The sequence below is a fragment of the Rhodopseudomonas palustris HaA2 genome (assembly GCF_000013365.1).
Lineage (GTDB): Bacteria > Pseudomonadota > Alphaproteobacteria > Rhizobiales > Xanthobacteraceae > Rhodopseudomonas > Rhodopseudomonas palustris_J.
Genome location: NC_007778.1, coordinates 4,957,807 through 4,972,200 on the forward strand (window position 1 = coordinate 4,957,807; position 14,394 = coordinate 4,972,200).

Genomic DNA, 14,394 nt, shown 5'->3' on the forward strand with positions numbered 1-14,394 from the left:
ATGACCCGACACTCGATTCCGGCGATCGCGATGATCGCCGGCGCGCTTCTCACCACGCTGCCGGCCGGCGCGCAGGACGCGCTGGTCGTCACCAAATCGCTCAGCCCCGAGCTGGCGCTCGACAGCGCGAAAGCCGCGCTCGCCGAATGCCGCAAGCAGGGCTTTCAGGTCGCGGTCGCCGTGGTCGACCGCACCGGGCTGCCGCAGGTGATGCTGCGCGACCGCTTCGCCGGCGCGCATTCGCCCACCACCGCGACCGGCAAGGCCTGGACCGCGGTGTCGTTCAAGACCTCGACGACGGATCTGCAGGCGATCACCAAGCCCGGCATGCCGCAATCCGGCCTGCGCGATCTGCCCAATGTGGTCGTGCTCGGCGGCGGCCTGATCATCGAGGCCGGCGGCTCGCTGGTCGGCGGCATCGGCGTCTCCGGCGCGCCCGGCGGCGACGCCGACGATTCCTGCGCCAAAGCCGGCATCGAGGCGATCAGGGACCGGCTGGATTTCTAGAGCCACCACGAGTCGTTCCGATGCGCGAGCGAAAGCATCCACAACGAGTCGTCCCCGCGCAGGCGGGGACCCATACCCCCTGGCCTCCCAAGTGAAAGAAGGCCTCCGCCTCAGTGCTTCAATCGAGATGCTGCGGCGTATGGGTCCCCGCCTGCGCGGGGACGACAGATTCCGGGTTCGCGAGCTGCGCTCGCGCCCCGGAATGACGGCGGATAGGAAGTGCGCTTGCTACGCCGGCTTCTTCAGCCACTCGGTGAACGGCGCCGACTGATAGCCCTTCTCGCGGACGTATCTGAACATCGCCAGAAACTCCGGCGGCTCCAGCAGGCCGGGCATCCGCGCCACTTCGCGGTCCTGCGGTTTGCGCGCGGCGAGGCCCTCGCTGCTGTCGGGAAAGAACTGCAGCGTCGGCGTGAAGCGGATGCCATAGGCCTGCGCGAACGCCTTCTCGCCGAGCCTGCCGCCGTCGAAATCGGTGACCTCGCGGGCGCCGATATGGTTGAGGTGCAGGATCTCGAAATGGTCGCGGATATAGCCCGCGATCGCCGGGTCGCTGAGATGGACCTCGTGCATCTTCTTGCAGGACGGGCAGCCTTTCAGGCCCCACAGGATGGCGAAGCGCTTGCCCTTGGCGGTGGCGCCGTCGAGATCGTCTTTGAGATCGAGGAAGCTCTGCAAGTACCAGTCGAGCTGATACAGCCCGTCGTCGCCGAGCACCGGCTTGGCGAAGGCCGGCATCATCCGCAAACCGAGAGCGCCGGCGCCGAGCGCGGCCAGCGCATGGCGGCGAGACATTGGACGGTCGATCATCACTGCCCTCCTTGTTTGGCGCGCGCTATCCGATCGTTCCGAACGCCGGAAACGTCTCCAGCAGCCATCCGGCAATTTTCGGCATCGCGCCGGTCAGAAACAGCACCCCGGTCAGGACCAGCGCCGCGCCCATCAGCTTCTCGATCGTCGCCATATGGGCGCGCATCCGCGCCATCAGCCGGATGAAGCCGCCGGAGAACAGCGCCGCCAGCAGGAACGGCAGCCCGATCCCCAGCGAATAGGCGCCGAGCAGCGCCGCGCCGCGCGCCGCCGCGCCCTCGACGCCGGCGACCAGCAGGATCGTCGCCAGCACCGGGCCGACACAGGGCGTCCAGCCGAACGCGAAGGCGAGCCCGACCACATAGGCGCCGAGAAAACCGGCACCGCGGCGGACATTATGGAAGCGCGCCTCGCGAAACAGCAGCCCGATCCGGAATACGCCGAGAAAATGCAATCCGAGGATGACGATGACCACCCCGGCGACGATCGCCAGCGTCTCGAAATACTCGGTGACGACCTTGCCGACCACCGAGGCCGACGCGCCGAGCGCGACGAACACGGTCGAAAATCCCAGCACGAAGGCCACCGCCGACCCGACCACGCGCCAATCGACCGCCTTCGCCGGCTGATCGGAACCGCGGGAGAGCTGGTCTAGGCTGACGCCGGCCAGAAAGCACAGATACGGCGGCACCAATGGCAGCACGCAGGGCGACAGGAACGACAGCACCCCCGCCCCGAACGCGCCGATGAGAGAGATACTAGAAGCCACGGCGTTCTCGACGCTGGAATAAACATGCGAATTCGTCTATATGTATCATATCATGGCCCGAATGCTTCTGAAATCGATGCTGCTCTGCGCAATGCTGGCGTCGGCGCTCGCCCCGGCGGGCGCATGGGCGGCCGAACTGGTGATGTTCGAGCGCGACGGCTGCGTCTGGTGCGCGCGCTGGGACCGCGAGGTCGGCCCGATCTACGGCAAGACCGCGGAGGCCAAACTGCTTCCGCTGCGGCGCGTCAATATCGACCGCGACAAGCCGTCCGGCGTTGCGGTAAATTCGCCGGTGATTTTCACGCCGACCTTCGTGGTGATGGACAATGGCCGCGAGATCGGCCGCATCACCGGTTACATCAACGACGATGCGTTCTGGGGGCTGCTCGGGACCATGGTCGCGAAGCTCACGCCGCCGCCCGATCCCAAGCACACCTGAAGCCCGACCGGCGCAACCCGAGGCCAATTGAACGAAATGACATCGATCCTCGACCCGGATATCGAGACCGAATTCCGCGACGGCGCGGAATACTCGCCCGAGCTCGACATGCTGATGCGCCGCGCGCGCAAGGCGAGCAGTTTTCTCAAGGCGGTGTCGCACGAGAACCGGCTGCTGCTGCTGTGTCTGCTGGCCGAGCGCGAGCGCTCGGTGTCCGAACTGGAGAACATCCTGTCGCTGCGGCAGTCGGCGGTGTCGCAGCAGCTCGCCCGACTGCGCTACGACGGCATGGTCGATACCAGGCGCGACGGCAAGACCATCTACTATAGTCTCGCCAACGACGATGTCCGTCGCGTGATCTCCGTGATCTATGATATCTTCTGCAGCTCGGCGAGAGGTGGCGAGCAGAAGTAATCCGACCCTCGCCGCAGCGCACAACGGCCCCGCGACCGACGCGGCGCGTGCGCGCTTTCGAGGGAACCCCATGCAGGACACGTCCGCCTGGCTGCTCGCGCTGACCGGCCTCGGGATCGGGACGGCGGCGGGATTCTTCGTGCGGCTGGCGCGGCTGTGCTCGTTCGGCGCGGTCGAGGACGCGCTGATGGGCGGCGACACGCGGCGGCTGCGGATCTTCGGCCTCGCCCTCGGCATCGCGCTGATCGGCACCCAGGCGCTGGTGATCGCCGGCGTGCTCGATCCCGGGCAGACCAACTACACCGCGCCGGCCTTGCCGCTGGTTTCGATCATGCTCGGCAGCGTGCTGTTCGGCATCGGCATGGCGATGGTCGGCACCTGCGGCTTCGGATCGCTGGTCCGGCTCGGCACCGGCGATCTGCGCAGCTTCGTGGTGATCCTGGTGCTCGGCGGCGCCGCCTATGCGACGCTGCGCGGCGTGTTCTCCGGCGTCCGCATCACCGGCCTCGAGCAATTGTCGGTGGCGATGCCGGAGGGCGTCAGCACCGACCTCGCATCGCTCACCCGGCATCTGTTCGGCATGGATCTGCGTGCCGCGATCGCGGCGCTCGGCGGCGGTGCGCTGTGCCTGCTGGCATTCGGCGACAAGCGGTTGCGGCGCACGCCGCGGCTGCTCACCGCCGGCATCGCGCTCGGCCTGCTCACCATCGCCGGCTGGCTGGCGACGACCAGGCTGGCCGACGAATTCGCCGGGCCGGTGCATCCGCAAAGCCTGACCTTCGTCTCGACCATCGGCAAGGCGATCTATGCGGGGCTGCTGAACGCCGCGAATTTCGCCGATTTCGGCGTCGGCACGGTGTTCGGCGTGGTGCTCGGGTCGTTCATCGCGGCGTGGCGCGCCGACGAATTGCGCTGGGAGGCGTTCGACGACGACCACGAGATGCGCCGTCATCTCGGCGGCGCGGCGCTGATGGGCGTGGGCGGCATCCTGATGGGCGGCTGCACCATCGGCCAGGGCATCACCGCCGGCTCGATGATGGCGCTGTCGTGGCCGATCGCGATCGGCGGCATGATGCTCGGCGCCCGGATGGGGATCGCCGTGCTGGTCGACGGTTCGCCGGCGGAATTGATCGGCCGCAGCTGGGGCCGGCTGCGCGGCGCCCTCCGGCGTCGCCCGCCGATGCCACTCAGGGCCTCAGATAGCTCCAGCCGTCTTCCTGCAGTTCCATCAGACGCACCGCGCCCGACGGCACCACGCTCGCCTGCGGAATGACGCCGACCGCACGGCCCTCGTGCTTTTCCATACCCAGCCTGGTGTTGTCGCAAGCCGTGAATTTGATGGTGGCGGGGAAGCTCGCATCGGCGATCTGCTTGATGCGATCCTTCACCGGCGAAGTATCGTTGCGCAGCATATGCAGCCCGGGACCATAGGTGACGACCTCGACTTCGACGTCCTCGCCCTTCGCCTTGTACGCCTCCATGATGTTGGCGGCGTTGTTCAATGCCAGATTCATCACCGCCGGATCGTTCTGATCGACCTGGATCGCGACCCGGTGGGATTTGGCGCCGGCAGCGACACCCGGCGCCATGCCGAACGCCAACATCGCGACGGCGGCGACCGCGCCGAACAGCAGCTTCATGGGAGCCTCCCTGATATGTTTGTTGAGGGCAGGTTAGCGGCGCGCGGCGCGACTGTCATCCGCAGCACGCGATCGTGATACTTGGCGATGAGTCCGGCGATGCGGCTTCAGCGCACCGCCAGCGCCGCGACCGGCGCCAGGCGGCGAATGCCGAGCGCAGCACCGGCGACGATGCCGGCGACGGCGATGAAGGACGGCAGCGCCAGCGTCGACAGGCCGGTGAGGCCCTGTCCGATCGAGCAGCCATAGGCCATCGCGCCGCCCGCGCCCATCAGCGCCGCGCCGGCGACCGAGCGCAGCATATGCGGCGCCGAGGTGAAGCCTTCCAGCGCAAAGCGCCCGCTCAGCAACGCGGTGGCGACGCTGCCGGCGAGGACGCCGGCGACCAGTGCGACGCCGAAGGACAGCGACAGCCCGGTCGACAGCATCGCGTATTGCAGCGTGTCGGCCAGCGGCGCGACGAAGCTCAGCGAGGTGACCGGCAGCGGATTGAAGTCGTCGGCGCCGATCCAGCCGGTGGTGAGCCAGCCCGCGACCACCAGCAGGCCGATGACGAGGCCGGCGGCGATCTGGCCGGGGCTCCTGCGGAAGGCGCGGTCGGAGAAGGCGAAGGCGATCAGCGCGCCGCTGACGATCAGCACCGCCGCGATCCGCGCGACGCTCTCGCCGATCCCGAAGCTGCCGAGCAGCTCCGGCACCGAGACGTGGCCGGGTGTGACTTGCGTCCATTGCAGGACGGCGAGCCGCGCCGGCGCCAGCAACCCCTTCAGCGTGATCTGCGCCGCGACCGCGATGATGCCGATCACCACCAGCGAGCGCAGATTGCCCTTGCCGAGCAGGATCAGCGCCCGCGACGCGCAGCCATTCGCCAGCACCATGCCGATGCCGAACATGAGGCCGCCGAGAAAAATCAGCGGCGCCGAGAACGACGGCTGCAGATAGATCGACTTGTCGAGTTCGACGAGACCGGCACCGCCGATCGCCTGCGTGCCTGCGATCGCCACGGCCAGCGCCAGCGCGAAGCTGCGCAGCTTGCGGCCGTCGTCGCGGGTCCAGTAGTCGCGCAGCCCGCTCATCAGGCAGAAGCCGCTCAGCAACCCGGCCACGCCGAGCGCGGCGCCGAGCGCAAATCCCAGGACGATGACGAGTTCGGGCATCTGCATGGTCGTCTCCTGCCTCGCCGCGATACGCGGGTCCGGCAGCAGACATAGTCACGCGGGCCGCGCGCGGTAAATACCAGCCCGAAACTAAGACGAAACTTGCCCCGGCGTCCGGCGAAGCGAGATGATTTCTCTCCGGATCGGACCGGACGCAAAACCATTATTCTCTCCGCCGCGCCGATCCGCCGGCGCGGCGCGGTTGGTCGACCCCCGGCGGGGCCATTGCTCTGCTGGGCGGCGTCACCCGACCCGCATGGTGAATTCGTTGCCGCGGCCTTCGTCGATGTCGAGCGGGCGGCCGATCCACATGCCGCCCGCTCGCCCTGTCGGACGTCGGCCGCTCACGCGCCGATGGGCTCGACGACGTCGAACGAGTCGTCATGCGCGGCGCAGATCATGTCGGCGGCGCGCTCGCCGATCACGACGCAGGGCGCCATCGTGTTGCCGGAGGTGATCCGCGGCATGATCGACGCATCCGCGATCCGGAGATTCTCGATCCCGTAGACCCGGAGCCGCCGGTCGACCACGGCCATCGCGTCGCGGCCCATCTTGGCGGTGCCGCATTGATGCCAGTAGGTCACCGCCGCGTTTCGGATGAACTGGTCCATGGCCAGGCGGTCGCCCAGCCGGGGCACGACCTCGCGCTGCACCTGCCGGCCGAAGGCCGGATGATTGCCGATCTCGCGACAGAGCTCGATGGTCGCCCGCGCCGCGGCCATGTCCTCGGGCTCGCTGAGCGCGTTGGGCTCGATCAGCATGGCGTCGCCGATATCGGGCCCGGACAGCCGCACACGCCCGCGGCTCTTCGGCTGAGCCAGCCCGGCGAACATCGTCCAGCCGTGCTGCGGTGGCGCGATCCCCACCTCGGCCGGCGACGGCACGGCGAATCCGAGCTGACACTGCAGGATGTCGGGCGCGTCCAGGCGGGCATCGCTCTTCCAGTACAGTTTCGCCTCGCACCCGCCGCTGCCGACCTCCTGCGGCCGCAGATATTCCCAGGTGCAGCCGAAGGCGACATGGTCCTGATGATTTTGGCCGACGCCCGGCAGATGCTGCACCACCTCGATGCCGTGGGCGCGCAGTTCGTCCTCGGGGCCGATGCCGGACTGCATCAGCAGCTTCGGCGTGTTGATCGCACCGAGCGACAGCACGACCTCGCGGCGCGCATCGAAGGTCATCAGCCGATCGCCGACCAGGGCCTGCACCCCGACCGCCTTGTGGCCGTCCAGCACGAGCCGGCCGACGGTCGCGTGGGTCAGCACCGTGAGGTTCGGCTGGTGCATGCGCGGATAGGTGTAGGACTGATGGACCGACTGCCGCTTCCCGTTCTTGATCCGCAGATCCGCGTATGCCACGCCGCCGGCGGATTCCATCATCTCGCCGTTCGGACTGGCGTAGCGCGGCAGGCCGAGCATGCTCGCGGCCTCGACCATCGCGCTGGCGACCGGCCGCGGCTGGGCCGGCTGTTCGACATGCACGGGGCCGCCGGTCCCGCGCCGACGCAGGTCGGGATGGCCCTGCCAGCTCTCGATGCGGCGATAGGTGTCGAGCACGGATTCGTAACCCCAGCAGCCGTCGCCCGCCTCGGCGGCGAAGTAGTCCCAATCCGCGCGGTGACCGCGCGCCCAGACCATGACGTTGATACTCGAGCCGCCGCCGAGCCCCTTGCCCATGTTGAGCGGAAGGCGCCGCCCGTTCAGGGTCGGCGTCGGCTGCGATTCGAACGCCCAGTCGCGCTCGGTGCCGAGATTCATCGGCCACATCGCCGGCTCCACGAGCCTGGGCGACATCTCGCCGTCGCCGGCTTCGAGCAGCAGCACCCGCACGTCGGGCTTCTCGGCCAGACGCGCCGCGACCACGCAGCCCGCCGAGCCGGCGCCGCACACGATGAAATCGAAGCCGTCGGCCAATCGCGCGCGCAGACGAGTCTGGTTCTCCGCCACGGCCCGGGCGTGATCGATGTCCTGCGTGTCCTGTGTCATCACATGATCCTTGATTGGTGCCGGTCCGACGGCATCGATGGAGGTGAAACGGAAGGCGGCAGCGCCCGACGGTCCGACGCGATCGGATCGACGCATCGCTTTCTCCGCATCGGAGCGAGAGACCAATGTCGGGGGCAAATGTCAGGGATGTTGCTGCGGCGGCGCCGAGCGTTACAAATGAAAGAGGAGAGCCGACGCGCGAGGTGGTGATCGTCCTGGTCGTGGGCGGAGCGGCTGTCCGCTAGTCCAATTCCGGCGAGAGCGCGCGCGTGGGCCCGATCGCCTCTGCCTCTACCCCGGCCTCGGCCAGCGCCGTCGCGATCGCCCATGCAAGGCGGGTCGTCGTCACCGGACCCTTCAAGACGTGCGGCCGGTCGACAGCCGCTCTCTCAGCGGCTGCGAAGGTCTTGGATTCTCCGATCAGCAGCACCGGGATCGGTCTGAAATGCCGCTCGACAGTCAACGCATCGAGCTGGTCGGAGCAAAGGCCGGCGTCGAGGATCACCAGATCGGCGACGTGTCCGCGTTTCGCGATCCAGCCGTCGAGGTCGCTCAGTCTTGAAAAGCCGATCGGCTCATAGCCCAGGGCCGCCGCCTTTTCTTCGTACATCATCCTCGCCGCATCATCCGCCTGCGCGATGACGATCGTCTGCCCGGCCCCCATCGGGACGGACTGATCGGCGGTGAAGTCGCGCAGCGCGACGGACGGTCGATGGGTGATGGGGAAGTACAGATCGAACCGCGTGCCGGCGCTGACGCGGCTTTGCACGTCGACACAGCCTCCCATGCCGACGATCGCGCCGTGCACCGCGGCCAGCCCCAGCCCGGTGCCTCCCGCCTCGGATCGCGTCGTGAAGAACGGCTCGAAAATATGCGGCAAAACGCCTGGCTCGATTCCGTCGCCCGTATCGGCGACGCGGAGAACCGCATAGCCGCCCGGCGGCGCGTTGCCGTGCGACAGTCGGGTCACGGTCCGCAGTTCGACGGCCGACAGGGTGATGGTGACGACCGCCGCATCGCGGCAAGCCTGGGCTGCGTTCCGGCAGATGTTCATGACGATCTGCTGAACCTCGATCGGATTGCCCGTGACCGTCACACGACGGCGAGGCAGATCGACATCCAGCGCGACGTGCTCGGGAATCGACACCGTCAGCAGCGGCAGCACGTCGCGCACGGCTTCGCAGATGTCGAAGGGCCTGCTGATCCGCGCGCCCTTTCGACTGAACGCCAGAACCTGATCGATCACCAGCTTGGCCCGATGGCCGCTGTCGATGGTCTCCTGAATATAGCGCGCCGCGGCGGATCCGTCCGCGCTCGCATCCAGCGCCATCTCGCTGTAGCCCATCATCGCCAGCAGGATGTTGTTGAATTCGTGCGCAATCCCGCCTGCGAGCGTGCCGACGGCCTCGAGCCGCTGCGAATGCTCCAGTCGCGCGTGGAGCGCCTCCTTTTCCTCGCGATCCTGCACCAGCCTGACGCAGTCGACGAGACACTCCGCGGCCTGCTGGAGCAGCCTCGGCAAACCGGTGTCGTCCCTCAGGGACGGCTCGCCGACGTTCAACTGCAGCAAGGCCGTGCTGCCGGGCTGCAGTTGAAACATTCCCGACGCATCGATCGCGTTTCCCCGCCGCACCGTCACGATATCGCGGCTCTGCGCCGAGGCGGCCCGATTGGCCGCGGAGGCCTGCACCTTCATCCGCTCCCCGGCTCGTCCAACGGCATGTTCCCACACCTCGCAACCCGTTAGTCCGACATCGTGCAGGATCTCGCCGGTCCGCGGATCGAAAATCGTGAAGCGCCCCGTCGTTCCGCCGAACGACTTCGCAAAGATGTCCAAGGCGGCTTCGACGGCGGCTTCGAGCGTCGTGGAGTCGTCATCGAACAGCCGCCGGACCTTGTCGAGCGCGGCTTCGAACCGGCTCTGATACGCCGCCATCCGGCGGCTCTCGCGAAGCCGCTGAACCAGCATGGCGACGAAGCCGAACATCGCGAGCGAGACGGCACCGAGGATCACACGGTGCCGCGTCGATCGTTCGGTCATCGCCTCGTAGACGTCGAGGTAGCGCTTGCGGAGACCGTCCGCCGCGTTCAGCGTTTCGGCTCCCTGAAGCGCGAGGGTCGTTTGATCCACCAGAGGCAGCGTTCTCAGGATCATCACCGCGTGGGATGTCAGCCCTCGCAGATAGCCCGGCCGGCTGTCCGCGCGACCTTTCAGGCCTTCCAGCTCCGCCCTGATCTGCAGTTCGAGGTCGGCCGAGGGGTTGGACGCGAACCGCATCATCAGATTGCCGAGCTGTCCGGCCTGTTCGCTCGGCGTTTGCCCCTCGAAATACGGGTCCCGATAGCGCTGGCCGAGAAGCTGATTGAAGATCTCGATGGAATTCTGCAGAAGCGAATTGCTGGTCTTGAACCGATCGACGAGACTCTCGTCGCGAGCGATCGAACCGGAAATCGCATCCAGCTCGCCGTCCAGTCCGGCGATCCCGTCGCGTCGACTGGCGATCAGCAGCGTCCGCAGATTGTCCGTCGTCGCGTTGAGCCCGGCGATCGCACGGACGAGCGGGTCGTAGTTCTTGAGCAGCCCGGCGCGCGCCTGCAGAACGTCGCGCTGCAAGGATGCGTTCTGCAACTCGATCATGCGCAAAGTCGCGAGGATGCCGTCGTGGCGATCGCGCGATGGCACGAGACCGAGGGCGACGGTTCCGAACACCGCAGCGAAGAGCGCCAGCAGACCGATCCGCCAGTGCTCACGGAACACGTGCCGGCGCCGGATTTTCGAGTTCGCGACCATCGTATTCGCCGGTGAGCGTTTTCAGGAAGGACACAATGGCGTCCGTGTCCGAGGCGGAGAGGGTCTGGCCGAGTTGGCGTCGCCCCATGATCGACACCGCCTCCGACAGACTCGCGACGCCTCCATCGTGGAAGTACGGTGCGGTGACCGCGACGTTTCGCAGGCTCGGCACCCGAAACAGATTTTGCTCGGACGCGTCCGGCGGCGCAGCCTTCGAAGGGGATTCCGGCGGTCCGTCCGGCTCCGGGAAGATTCCGAAGCGCTGACGCATATTGCCGCCGAGATTGACTCCCTGGTGACACGACGCGCACCCGTAGCTCATGAACAGCTTCAGCCCCTCGCGTTCGCCCGGCGTCAGTGCGGAGCCGTCGCCGCGCAGGTAGCGATCGAAGCGGGAGTTCGGCGTCAGCAGCGATCGCTGGAACGTCACCAGCGCGTCGAGCAGGCTCGCCCGATCGGCCTTGCGCCCGTAGATGCGGCGAAACCACGACACATACGATCGGCTCTGTTCGAGCCTTGCGGTCAGCAGCTCCCAATCGGCGGCCATCAACCGGCCGTCGAGCAGCACTTTCTCGCTGACGGCCTCGAGCGACGTCTGCTTGCCGCGCCAGCCCAGCAGGTAGTTCGCCGCGACGTTGAAGATCGTCGGAGCATTGAAGCCGTGCTCCCGGCCGTCTTCGGCGATGGCGCGGGACAGCGGCACCGTTCCGCCACGGGCGAGGTCGTGGCAGGATGTGCACGCGATCGCCCGCGTCCTCGACAGAATCGAATCGCCGAACAACATCCGGCCGAGCGCGACCTTGTCGGCGTCGAGCGACGATGCCGCCTCGAGCGGGGCGAACGTGCGCAACTCCCGCATTTCGGCCGCCGCACAGTCGACCACCGAGCACAGCAGCGCCGCGCACAGACCGCTCAGCCTGGATCGGGGACGGCGGGCCGGCCTGCTGCTTTGCACGGCCGTTACATTTTCCTGCCGACGGGGCGATGCTCCACCGCCACGTCCGCGTCGAGGACATAGCCGGCGCCGCGCTCGGTCACGATCAGCTTGGGATTCGACGGGTCGGGCTCCAGCTTGCGGCGAAGGCGCAGAATGAGCACGTCGATGCTTCTGTCGAAGATCTCCTCGTTGTGAACGCGGCTGGCAGCGAGCAACTGCTCGCGCGACAGCACCTGCTTCGGCGCGCCGAGGAAGGCCATCAGCAGATTGAACTCGGCGGCGGTCAGCTTGACCTCTCCGGCCGCACGCGACGCAAGCTGGCGCCGCTTGGCGTTCAGCATCCAGTCGCCGAACCGATAGATGCTGCGATCCGGCAGGACGGCGGGGGACTTCACCCGCAGCGCGGCGCGTATCCGGGCGACGAATTCCCGCAGACCGAACGGTTTGGTGATGTAGTCGGACGCGCCGAGCTCGAGGCCGACGACCTTGTCCGCCTCGTCCAGCCGATCACCGCTGATGATGATGATCGGCGCGTCCGACTTGGTGGAATGGGAGCGGACAATCTCGAGGCCGTCTTCTCGCCCGAGATTGAGGTCGACGATGATGAGGTCCGCGGGATCATTGGCGAGGATTTGACCGAGCTGATGGCTGTCCTTCGCGGCGCTCGCGCGGAAGGCATGCTGCGTGAGATAATCGACCAGCATGCTTCGCAGCCTGCTGTCGTCGTCCACGACAAGGATGTGTTTCACGTCGGACTCCAGGACGGCGCGGCGCAGCCCGCGTCATCGCAATGGGATGCGAACTTCGCTCTCGGTCAGTTGCTGCGGAAAACAGACGAATTCGGCCGGAACGTGCTCTCGACTTGCGGACGATACTGATACGCGTCATGCGGCGCGTGCGTTACTGAACATTTCATTCGTATGGCGATCCGACTATGGAAGAAGATTCCACGGCCCAGCTCGGATTTGCGGCCTTCGAGGGCGCCGTGCTTCGAATGAAGGAGGTGCTCGGCTGCAATCTGGTCGCGGGGGACTTCGACGACCTGCTGAAGATCCGCGTCCGGGACATCGAGGACTTCAACAAGCTCCACGGCCAGAAGCTGATCGCCCTGCCCGGCGTTCGGCAGACGCGCACCTTCTTCGTGATGAAAACGGTCGAGGAGAACGCACACCTGCCATTCCGACCTCACATTCGACAATGCGAGGGCCGTCCAGCGCAGCACCGCGGCGAGGCAGGACGACAGCGACTGCGCCAGTCGATCGTGGCGATCGATACTAGCCATGATGGCCCCCGCGCGCCCGCGACCACGTCAGGACCCATGCGACGATCAGCACAGCGACCATTCCGGCTTGATCGGTTGCGAGCTGAAACGCCGTGACCCGCCACTGCTCGCCGGCCAGGCCGCCGACCGGATAGCCCGCGGGCAGCGGCAACGCCGTGAGCGGGCCGTAGCCGCGCGCGCGGAGCGACGCATCCCGCGCGACAGCGGCGAACGTCGTGGCGATCGTGACGATGCGAGACATGACGATGCGAGACATGGGGGCAATCCAGCTTCCAGGCGATGCTGGGTTTTCCGATCCGTATCTTGCGGTTCGATGTCGCGGCGCTCCGACCGCGCTACAATTGCAATCGTCGTCCGGCCCGCATCGGATCGCGAAGCACCATGGCCTGTGCTTCGAGCTCGTGCGCGCATCACGCCGTCGGCACTGTGCCGCCGTCGATGCGATATTCGGCTCCGGTGACGGCGCTGGCGCGGGCCGATACGAGAAAGGTGACGAGGTCCGCGACTTCGTCCGGGCGGCTCGGGCGGCCGAGCGGCACGCCACCGAGGCCGGCCATGATGATCCGCTTGCCTCCTTCGTAGTCGGTACCGGCCTCGGCCGCGATGCGCTCGGCGAGGCGGACTGCGGCTTCGGTTTCGACCCAGCCCGGCGCCACGCGAAGGACGCGGACGCCCTTGGGCGTGACTTCCTTCGACAGGCTTTTGCTGTAGGTCGAGAGCGCTGCTTTGGCCGCCGCGTAGGCGGTCGTGGAGTCGGGCAACGGCAGCTCGTGCTGAATCGAGGTGACGCGAACGACGACGCCAGACCCTTGCGCCACCATCAGCGGCACCAGAGCGCGGTCCAGCCGCACCGCGGCCATCAAATTGGCGTTGATTTCATCGGCCCAGACGGCATCGCCGAGCGCCAGATAGCCGCCGGCGGGCGCCGTCGATCCGCCGACGACATGGACGATGATATCGATGCCGCCGAACCGTTGCCTGACCGCGTCGGCCACCCGGGCGCAGCCGGCTGCGGTCGTCAGATCGGCGGCCACGTAGTCGGCATGGCTCACGCGCGCGTCCGGCACCGACCTTGCGGTCGTCACCAGCTCGACTCCGGCCTCGGCCAACGCGTGGACCACGGCCGCGCCGATTCCCTTCGTGCCGCCGGTGACCAGCGCACGACGGCCTTTCAACCCGAGATCGAAGCTCATGGGACGATCTCCAGCGACGCGATCTTGTCGCCGGCGAGCCGGAAGCGGTAGCGGAGATCGACCGGACTGCCGGGGAAGTTTCCGGTGACCCGGCACGTCACCACGCTCGCCCCGTCGACGGTTTCGGACTCGATCGGCTGCGTGGTGAAGTCGTATTTGGCCGAACTCTCCTCCACCCACCGTGCAATCGCAGTGACGCCCTGATGGGTGCGCCCCTCGTCCGTCACGGTGGCAGCTGCAACGAACAGATCCGCGATGTCGGCGCTGCTGCGCCCGTGCGTGGAGAAATATTTGGAGATCGGGAGCGGCAGCACGAGGGGCATGACGTTGTTCCTTGCGGTGGCGGCGCCTCGCGCGGCCTTGGCCGCGGCTGGAGCCGGATCGGCGGCCGATAGATCGGCCATGAGGCCTGACTAGCCGTGGACAACCATTTCGATAATCACCTATAATGAGGATGAAGAATTTCGAAA

General features: G+C 67.2%; 15 protein-coding genes and 1 pseudogene. 5 read left to right on the forward strand and 11 right to left on the reverse strand.

The features are described 5' to 3' along the window. On the forward strand, positions 1-507 hold the full coding sequence (locus RPB_RS22035) for a GlcG/HbpS family heme-binding protein (protein WP_011443245.1): 507 nt from the start codon (positions 1-3) through the stop codon (positions 505-507). 228 nt (positions 508-735) lie between these two features. Here RPB_RS22035 and RPB_RS22040 read toward each other — a convergent pair whose 3' ends face one another. Then, positions 736-1,317 carry a SoxW family protein gene (locus tag RPB_RS22040; RefSeq protein ID WP_011443246.1) on the reverse strand — a complete coding sequence of 194 codons (582 nt, stop codon included), beginning with the start codon at positions 1,315-1,317 and terminating at the stop codon, positions 736-738. Between the two features lie 25 nt (positions 1,318-1,342). After that, positions 1,343-2,086: a cytochrome c biogenesis CcdA family protein gene (locus RPB_RS22045; protein ID WP_011443247.1), complete on the reverse strand. Its 744-nt coding sequence runs from the start codon at positions 2,084-2,086 to the stop codon at positions 1,343-1,345. A gap of 40 nt (positions 2,087-2,126) precedes the next feature. Between RPB_RS22045 and RPB_RS22050 the strand changes: the two genes are divergently transcribed. The 3 genes from RPB_RS22050 to RPB_RS22060 all read left to right on the forward strand — a co-directional run bounded on the left by RPB_RS22050 (position 2,127) and on the right by RPB_RS22060 (position 4,212). Continuing rightward, positions 2,127-2,525 carry a thioredoxin fold domain-containing protein gene (locus RPB_RS22050; RefSeq protein WP_011443248.1) on the forward strand — a complete coding sequence of 133 codons (399 nt, stop codon included), beginning with the start codon at positions 2,127-2,129 and terminating at the stop codon, positions 2,523-2,525. A 36-nt stretch (positions 2,526-2,561) separates the two neighbouring features. After that, positions 2,562-2,939, forward strand: a complete 378-nt coding sequence (locus RPB_RS22055; RefSeq protein WP_011443249.1) for an ArsR/SmtB family transcription factor — start codon at positions 2,562-2,564, stop codon at positions 2,937-2,939. Between the two features lie 70 nt (positions 2,940-3,009). Next, positions 3,010-4,212, forward strand: coding sequence for a YeeE/YedE family protein (locus RPB_RS22060; RefSeq protein ID WP_011443250.1), 1,203 nt, complete (start codon positions 3,010-3,012; stop codon positions 4,210-4,212). Here the strand turns inward: RPB_RS22060 and RPB_RS22065 are convergent. The 6 genes from RPB_RS22065 to RPB_RS22090 form a co-directional block, all read right to left on the reverse strand. Then, the gene (locus RPB_RS22065; protein ID WP_011443251.1) at positions 4,127-4,579 is read right to left on the reverse strand and encodes a DsrE family protein; all 453 of its coding nucleotides are present in this window, start codon (positions 4,577-4,579) and stop codon (positions 4,127-4,129) included. The two genes, RPB_RS22060 and RPB_RS22065, sit on opposite strands and share 86 nt — an antisense overlap. A 107-nt stretch (positions 4,580-4,686) precedes the next feature. Continuing rightward, a complete protein-coding gene (locus RPB_RS22070; protein WP_011443252.1) occupies positions 4,687-5,742 on the reverse strand; it encodes a YeeE/YedE family protein in 1,056 nt (351 codons plus the stop codon). A gap of 338 nt (positions 5,743-6,080) precedes the next feature. Next, complete coding sequence (locus RPB_RS22075; protein WP_011443253.1) at positions 6,081-7,721, reverse strand: GMC family oxidoreductase; 1,641 nt, start codon at positions 7,719-7,721, stop codon at positions 6,081-6,083. Between the two features lie 241 nt (positions 7,722-7,962). After that, complete coding sequence (locus tag RPB_RS22080) at positions 7,963-10,512, reverse strand: two-component system VirA-like sensor kinase (protein WP_049824715.1); 2,550 nt, start codon at positions 10,510-10,512, stop codon at positions 7,963-7,965. Further along, positions 10,469-11,467 carry a cytochrome-c peroxidase gene (locus tag RPB_RS22085; protein WP_011443255.1) on the reverse strand — a complete coding sequence of 333 codons (999 nt, stop codon included), beginning with the start codon at positions 11,465-11,467 and terminating at the stop codon, positions 10,469-10,471. Before RPB_RS22085 ends, RPB_RS22080 begins: the two co-directional genes overlap by 44 nt. Positions 11,468-11,472: 5 nt before the next feature. Then, positions 11,473-12,198, reverse strand: a complete 726-nt coding sequence (locus tag RPB_RS22090; protein ID WP_011443256.1) for a response regulator — start codon at positions 12,196-12,198, stop codon at positions 11,473-11,475. Between the two features lie 215 nt (positions 12,199-12,413). On the opposite strand from RPB_RS22090, the pseudogene RPB_RS24360 reads away from it, so the two are divergent. Beyond that, positions 12,414-12,629: pseudogene (locus RPB_RS24360) on the forward strand (Lrp/AsnC ligand binding domain-containing protein); the annotation flags it as partial. A gap of 94 nt (positions 12,630-12,723) precedes the next feature. Here RPB_RS24360 and RPB_RS24975 read toward each other — a convergent pair. From RPB_RS24975 to RPB_RS22110, 3 genes are all read right to left on the reverse strand, one after another. Further along, a complete protein-coding gene (locus RPB_RS24975) occupies positions 12,724-12,987 on the reverse strand; it encodes a hypothetical protein (protein WP_041798417.1) in 264 nt (87 codons plus the stop codon). Between the two features lie 154 nt (positions 12,988-13,141). Then, a complete protein-coding gene (locus tag RPB_RS22105) occupies positions 13,142-13,924 on the reverse strand; it encodes an SDR family oxidoreductase (protein WP_011443257.1) in 783 nt (260 codons plus the stop codon). Further along, positions 13,921-14,328, reverse strand: a complete 408-nt coding sequence (locus tag RPB_RS22110) for a nuclear transport factor 2 family protein (protein ID WP_245258276.1) — start codon at positions 14,326-14,328, stop codon at positions 13,921-13,923. The genes RPB_RS22105 and RPB_RS22110 overlap by 4 nt, the downstream gene beginning before the upstream one ends. Positions 14,329-14,394: the final 66 nt, after the last annotated feature.

Coding starts and splice junctions, on each gene's coding strand:
- RPB_RS22035 (WP_011443245.1), top strand. CDS start 1: ATGACCCGACACTCGATTCCGGCGATCGCGATGATCGCCGGCGCGCTT.
- RPB_RS22040 (WP_011443246.1), bottom strand. CDS start 1,317: ATGATCGACCGTCCAATGTCTCGCCGCCATGCGCTGGCCGCGCTCGGC.
- RPB_RS22050 (WP_011443248.1), top strand. CDS start 2,127: ATGTATCATATCATGGCCCGAATGCTTCTGAAATCGATGCTGCTCTGC.
- RPB_RS22055 (WP_011443249.1), top strand. CDS start 2,562: ATGACATCGATCCTCGACCCGGATATCGAGACCGAATTCCGCGACGGC.
- RPB_RS22060 (WP_011443250.1), top strand. CDS start 3,010: ATGCAGGACACGTCCGCCTGGCTGCTCGCGCTGACCGGCCTCGGGATC.
- RPB_RS22065 (WP_011443251.1), bottom strand. CDS start 4,579: ATGAAGCTGCTGTTCGGCGCGGTCGCCGCCGTCGCGATGTTGGCGTTC.
- RPB_RS22070 (WP_011443252.1), bottom strand. CDS start 5,742: ATGCAGATGCCCGAACTCGTCATCGTCCTGGGATTTGCGCTCGGCGCC.
- RPB_RS22075 (WP_011443253.1), bottom strand. CDS start 7,721: ATGACACAGGACACGCAGGACATCGATCACGCCCGGGCCGTGGCGGAG.
- RPB_RS22080 (WP_049824715.1), bottom strand. CDS start 10,512: ATGGTCGCGAACTCGAAAATCCGGCGCCGGCACGTGTTCCGTGAGCAC.
- RPB_RS24975 (WP_041798417.1), bottom strand. CDS start 12,987: ATGTCTCGCATCGTCATGTCTCGCATCGTCACGATCGCCACGACGTTC.
- RPB_RS22105 (WP_011443257.1), bottom strand. CDS start 13,924: ATGAGCTTCGATCTCGGGTTGAAAGGCCGTCGTGCGCTGGTCACCGGC.
- RPB_RS22110 (WP_245258276.1), bottom strand. CDS start 14,328: ATGGCCGATCTATCGGCCGCCGATCCGGCTCCAGCCGCGGCCAAGGCC.